The organism is Nocardiopsis trehalosi NBRC 14201 (assembly GCF_001552555.1).
GTDB classification, from domain to species: domain Bacteria; phylum Actinomycetota; class Actinomycetes; order Streptosporangiales; family Streptosporangiaceae; genus Nocardiopsis_B; species Nocardiopsis_B trehalosi.
The window spans coordinates 1-5356 of record NZ_BCRK01000276.1 but is presented as its reverse complement, the minus strand read 5'-3'; the positions used below and the strand labels follow the sequence as shown (position 1 = coordinate 5356).

The 5356-nt window shown below is 75.9% G+C and carries 3 protein-coding genes; 1 reads left to right on the top strand and 2 read right to left on the bottom strand.

Annotated elements, in window-relative coordinates; genetic code table 11:
- The coding region (locus tag NT8_RS30150; RefSeq protein WP_084469322.1) for an amino acid transporter at nt 1-1929 on the top strand (1929 nt) is incomplete at its 5' end.
- A gap of 99 nt (nt 1930-2028) precedes the next feature.
- On the opposite strand, the gene NT8_RS26995 is transcribed toward NT8_RS30150, so the two are convergent.
- Nucleotides 2029-2589, bottom strand: a complete 561-nt coding sequence (locus NT8_RS26995; RefSeq protein WP_067975625.1) for a dihydrofolate reductase family protein — start codon at nt 2587-2589, stop codon at nt 2029-2031.
- 371 nt (nt 2590-2960) lie between these two features.
- Nucleotides 2961-5255, bottom strand: coding sequence for an ATP-binding cassette domain-containing protein (locus NT8_RS26990; RefSeq protein WP_067975622.1), 2295 nt, complete (start codon nt 5253-5255; stop codon nt 2961-2963).
- Nucleotides 5256-5356: the final 101 nt, after the last annotated feature.

Here is a 5356-nt window from a genome sequence, read left to right as displayed (position 1 = left end):
CCGCCCGCCGGCCCCCTCACGCGGTGGCTGCTGCGCCACCGCGTCGACCAGGTCCCCGGCCCCGCCGCCGCCCGCCCCGCCCCCCACCACCGCCACCCCTGGTGGCGCGTCATGTGCCTGACCGGCGTCGACTACTTCTCCACCCTCGGCTACCTGCCCGGCATCGCCCTGCTCGCCGCCGGCGCCCTGTCCCCCCTGGCGACCCTGCTCATCGTCGTCCTCACCCTCGCCGGCATGCTGCCCATGTACCGGGCCGTGGCCGCCGCCAGCCCCCACGGCCAGGGATCGGTGGCCATGCTGGAACACCTGCTCCCGGAGTGGCGCGGAAAACTCACCGTCCTGTGCCTGCTCGGGTTCGTCGCCACCGCCTGGATCATCACCATCACCCTGTCCTCGGCCGACGCCACCGCCCACATCACCGAGAACCCCCTCACCCCCCGCCCCCTGCGCGACCACCCCGTGGCCCTGACCAGCCTCCTGCTGCTCCTGCTCGCCGCCGTGTTCTGCGCCGGGTTCACCCACGCCGTCCTCGTCGCCATCCCCCTGGTCGCCGCGTTCCTCACCCTCAACGCCGCCGTCCTCGCCGTCGCCCTGCACCGCATCGCCACCACCCCCCGCACCCTCGACGCCTGGTGGCAGGCCGCCACCGCCGCCGGCGGCCACGACCCCGCCCGCATCGCCCTCACCGCCGCCCTGGCCTTCCCCCTGCTCGCCCTGGGCCTGTCCGGGTTCGAGACCGGCGTCAGCATGATGCCGCTCATCCGCGCCCGCGGCGCCACCCCCGCCCAGCGCCTGCGCGACCGCGTCACCGGCACCCGCCGCATGCTCACCACCGCCGCGCTCATCATGAGCGCCTACCTGCTCGCCACCGCCTTCACCACCGCCGCCCTCGTCCCCCCGCACGAGTACGCCCCCGGCGGCCGCGCCGACGGACGCGCCGTGTCCTACCTCGCCCACGCCCTGCTCGGCGAAGCGTTCGGCGCCGCCTACGACGCCGCCACCATCGCCATCCTGTGGTTCGCCGGCGCCTCCGCCATGGCCGGCCTCATCAACATCGTCCCCCGCTACCTGCCCCGCTACGGCATGGCGCCCGCCTGGACCCGGGCCCTGCGCCCCCTCGTCCTCGTCTACACCGCGGTGGCGCTCGCCCTCACCGCCGCCTTCGGCGCCGACGTCAACGCCCAGTCCGGCGCCTACGCCACCGGCATCCTCGCCATGATGACCGCCGCCGCCATCGCCGTGACCCTCGCCGCCCACCGCCGGCGCCGCCGCGCCGCCACCGCCGGGTTCGCCGCCGTCACCCTCGTCTTCGGCTACGCCCTCGCCGACACCGCCGCCACCCACCCCGACGGCGTCGCGATCTCCCTGGCCTTCGTCACCGCGATCATCGCGGTCTCCCTGGTCTCGCGCATCGCCCGCAGCACCGAACTGCGCGCCGACAGCCTGCTCTTCGACGCCACCGCCCGCGCGTTCATCACCGCCGCCGCCGACCGCGGCCACCCGCTGCACATCATCGCCAACCGCCGCCAGGCCGGCGACGCCGCGGAGTACCGCGCCAAGGAACGCGAGCAGCGCACCACCAACCCGATCCCCACCGGCGCCCACGTGCTGTTCCTGGAGATCACCGTCCAGCACCCCTCGGACTTCTCCGACGTGCTGCGCGTCCACGGCACCGACGTCGCCGGCCACCGCGTCCTGCGCGCCGACAGCCCCGTCGTGGCCAACGCCCTGGCCGCGATCCTGCTGTGCCTGCGCGACGCCACGGGCCGCACCCCGCACTGCTACTTCCAATGGACCGAGGCGCACCCCCTGGTCAACCTCGCCCGCTACGTCCTGCTCGGCCGGGGCGACACCGCCTACCTGACCCGCGAGGTGCTGCGCGAGGCCGAACCCGACCCGCGCCGCCGCCCCCACGTCCACGTCGGCTGACCACCACCCGGCGCCGCGCCGACCGCCGGCACCGGGCCCCATCACGGCGCGACCCCCGGGGCCGGGGCCGCGCACCGTCGACGCTGCTACTTCCGGGGCCTACTTCCGGGCCGCGTTCTCCGGCCGGTAGGTGTGCACGACCGCGCCGGTGGCGAACACCGTGGTGTCGAGCAGCTCCAGGGTCGCCTTGCTCTCCGGTCGGAACAGCGTCTCGCTGCCCCCGCCCTTGACCACCGGGATGAGCCACACCCGGTACTCGTCGAGCAGCCCCGCCGCGGCCAGCGCGTCGGTCAGGCGCCCGTTGCCCCAGATGAGGATGTCGCCGCCCTCGGCCGCCTTCAGCTCGGTGACGCGCTCGACCAGCTCGTCGCCGGCGATGACGGTGGCCGGCCCCCACGCCGAGGTGTCCACCGGCTGGGAGGCCACCACGTACTTGGGGAGGCTGTTGACGTGGTCGCCGAACGGGTTGCCGCCCATGTGCGGCCACGCCTGGGCCATGGCCTCATAGGTCACGCGGCCCAGCAGCATCGCCCCGCAGGACAGGGTCAGGTCCAGGGAGTACTTCTGGGCCTCCTCGGCGGTGTAGGACATCGACCAGTCCTGCGGGTCGTCGATGTAGCCGTCCAGGGTGGAATAGGTGGAAACGATGATCTTGCGCATGGGGTGGTCCCTCTCATGAGCGGCGGGTCGTGCCGTGGCCGACACATTAGGCGGCCCCGGCGACATCGCCGGCCACCGCCGCGCCCCGCCCGCGGACCGCCCGCCCCCGAGGGCGCCCCGCCCTCCGCCGCCCCGCGCCACCAGCGCCCGTCGCGGTACGCCACCACCCCGACACACCCGCCGGACGCTCCCCGGCCCCGCCGGGCGCCCCGGTTGACACACCACCTGGCCACCATCGGCCACATGCGCCCCACACCCCGGCGCACCCGCCCGTTGTGTCACCGCCGGGCGCTACCGTGGCGCCGCGCCCCGCCCGCACCGGCGCGGCCGGGGCGGGCGCCCCGGCGCCTCCTGGCCCTCCTTCCCCGGGGTCAGGCGGCGCGCCCCACCGCCGCCCGCAGGTGCTCGGCCGTGGCCGACCCCCGGACCTCCAGCAGGTCGGCGGGGGTCCCGGCGAACACCACCCGGCCGCCGTGGCGGCCCGCCCCCGGCCCCAGGTCGATCACCCAGTCGGCGTGGCGCACCACGTCGGTGTCGTGGTCGACCACCACCAGGGTGTTGCCGGCGTCCACCAACCGGTCGAACACCTCCAGCAGCACCGCGATGTCGGCCATGTGCAGCCCCGCACTGGGCTCGTCCACCACATACACCGCCCCCGACGCGCCGAGCCGCCCGGCCAGCCGCAGCCGCTGCCGCTCACCTCCGGAGAGGGTGTCCAGCGTGCGCCCCAGCGCCAGGTGGCCCAACCCCACCTCCACCAGCCGGCGCAGCGGCGCCGCGACCGCCTCCTCGGTGAAGAACGCGGCCCCCTCCTCGGCGCTCAGCTCCCCCACCTGCACGATGTCCAGCCCGCGCAGCCGGTGCCCCAGCGCCTGCGGGCCGAACCGGCCCCCCGCGCACGCCTCGCACACCGTGGTCACCGGGTCCATGAACGCCAGGTCGGTGCGCACCGACCCCCGACCGCTGCACGCCGGGCACGCGCCCGCGGAGTTGGCGCTGAACAGCGCCGCGTCGACCCCGTTGGCGCGGGCGAACAGCCGCCGCACCGCGTCCATGATCTTCAGGTGGGTGGCCACGCTCGCCCGCGGCGCGGCCGCGATGGGCGCCTGGTCCACCACCACCGTCCCCGGGTGCTGGGCGGGCAGGACGCGCGCGGCCAGGGTCGACTTGCCCGACCCCGCGACCCCGGTGACCACGGTGAGCACCCCCCGCGGCACGTCCACGTCGACCCCGGCCAGGTTGTGCAGGCGGGCGCCGGTCACCGCCAGCCACCCGGTGGGGGTGCGGCCGCGCCCGGTGAGGGGGGAGGGCCGGCGCAGCCACGCCCCCGTCGGGGTGTCGGCGGCCGCCAGCGCGCGCGGGGTCCCCTCGAACACCACCCGCCCGCCCTGGGCCCCCGCCCCGGGGCCGAGGTCGACCACGTGGTCGGCGGCGGCGATGACGTCGCGGTCGTGCTCGACGACCAGGACCGTGTTGCCCTGGTCGCGCAGCGCCCGCAGCAGGGTGAGCAGGCGCCGCACGTCGGCGGGGTGCAGCCCGGTGCTGGGCTCGTCGAAGATGTAGGTGAGCCCGGTGAGGCTGGACCCCAGGTGGCGCACGGTCTTGAGGCGCTGGGCCTCCCCGCCCGACAGCGACGCGGTGGCCCGGTCCAGGGCGAGGTAGCCCAGCCCGATGCCGCGGATGCGGCGCAGCTGCTCCAGCGCCTCGGCCGCCACCCCGGCCGCCGGCCCCTCCAGCTCCTCCAGCACCCCGATGAGGTCGCCGACCTCCAGGGCGCACAGGTCGGCGATGGTGCGCCCGCCCAGCCGCGAGGCGAGCGCGGCCGCGTTCAGCCGCGCCCCGCCGCATTGCGGGCAGGGCAGCTCGCGGGTGAAGTCGGCGGCGGCGGCCCGGTCGCGGGCGTTCATCCGGGCGTGGTCGCGGTTGAGGTAGAGCCGGGTGAACCGGCGCGCCAGCCCCTCGTACTGGTTGCGGTAGGTGCCGTTGCGGCTGGTGCGGGCGACGGTGAACCCGTGGCCGTGCAGCAGCAGGCGCCGCTCCTCGTCGCTGAAGCGCCCCACCGGCAGGTCCGGGTCGAACAGCCCCGACTGGGCGTACAGCTGCCAGGAGGCCGACCCCACGGGCACCGACGGCAGCCGGATGGCGCCCTCGTTGAGCGACAGCGCGGGGTCGACCAGCCGGTCGGTGTCCAGGTCCACGGTGCGGCCCAGGCCGTCGCAGCGCGGGCACATCCCCGCCGGGTCGTTGAAGGAGTAGGCGGTGGAGGGCCCGGCGGAGGGGGCGGCGTGGCGGGAGAACAGCACCCGCAGCACCGCGTGCACGTCGGTGAGGGTGCCCACCGTCGACCGCGAGTTGGCGCCCACCGGCCGCTGGTCGACCACGACCGCGGGCGTCAGGTCGCGCAGCGCCGCGGCCTGGGGGCGCTCGGGCCGGGGCAGGCGGTGGCGCAGGAACGCCGGGAAGGACGCGGTGAGCTGGCGCTGGGACTCCGCGGCGATGGTGGCGAACACCAGCGACGACTTGCCCGACCCCGACACGCCGGTGACGACGGTCAGGGTGTCCTTGGGCAGGCGCACGTCGACGTCGGCCAGGTTGTGCTCGCGGGCGCCCAGCACGGTGATGTGGTCGCGGGCGGAAGCGCGCCGGGGGGCGGCGGGGGCGGACATCGGACCTCCATGGCTATAGCTAATAGCTGTAGCTCATTCTAGGGGTGCCGCTACAGTGGACCGGTGACCGACCCCGCACCCCGCCCCGACCGCCGCACCCG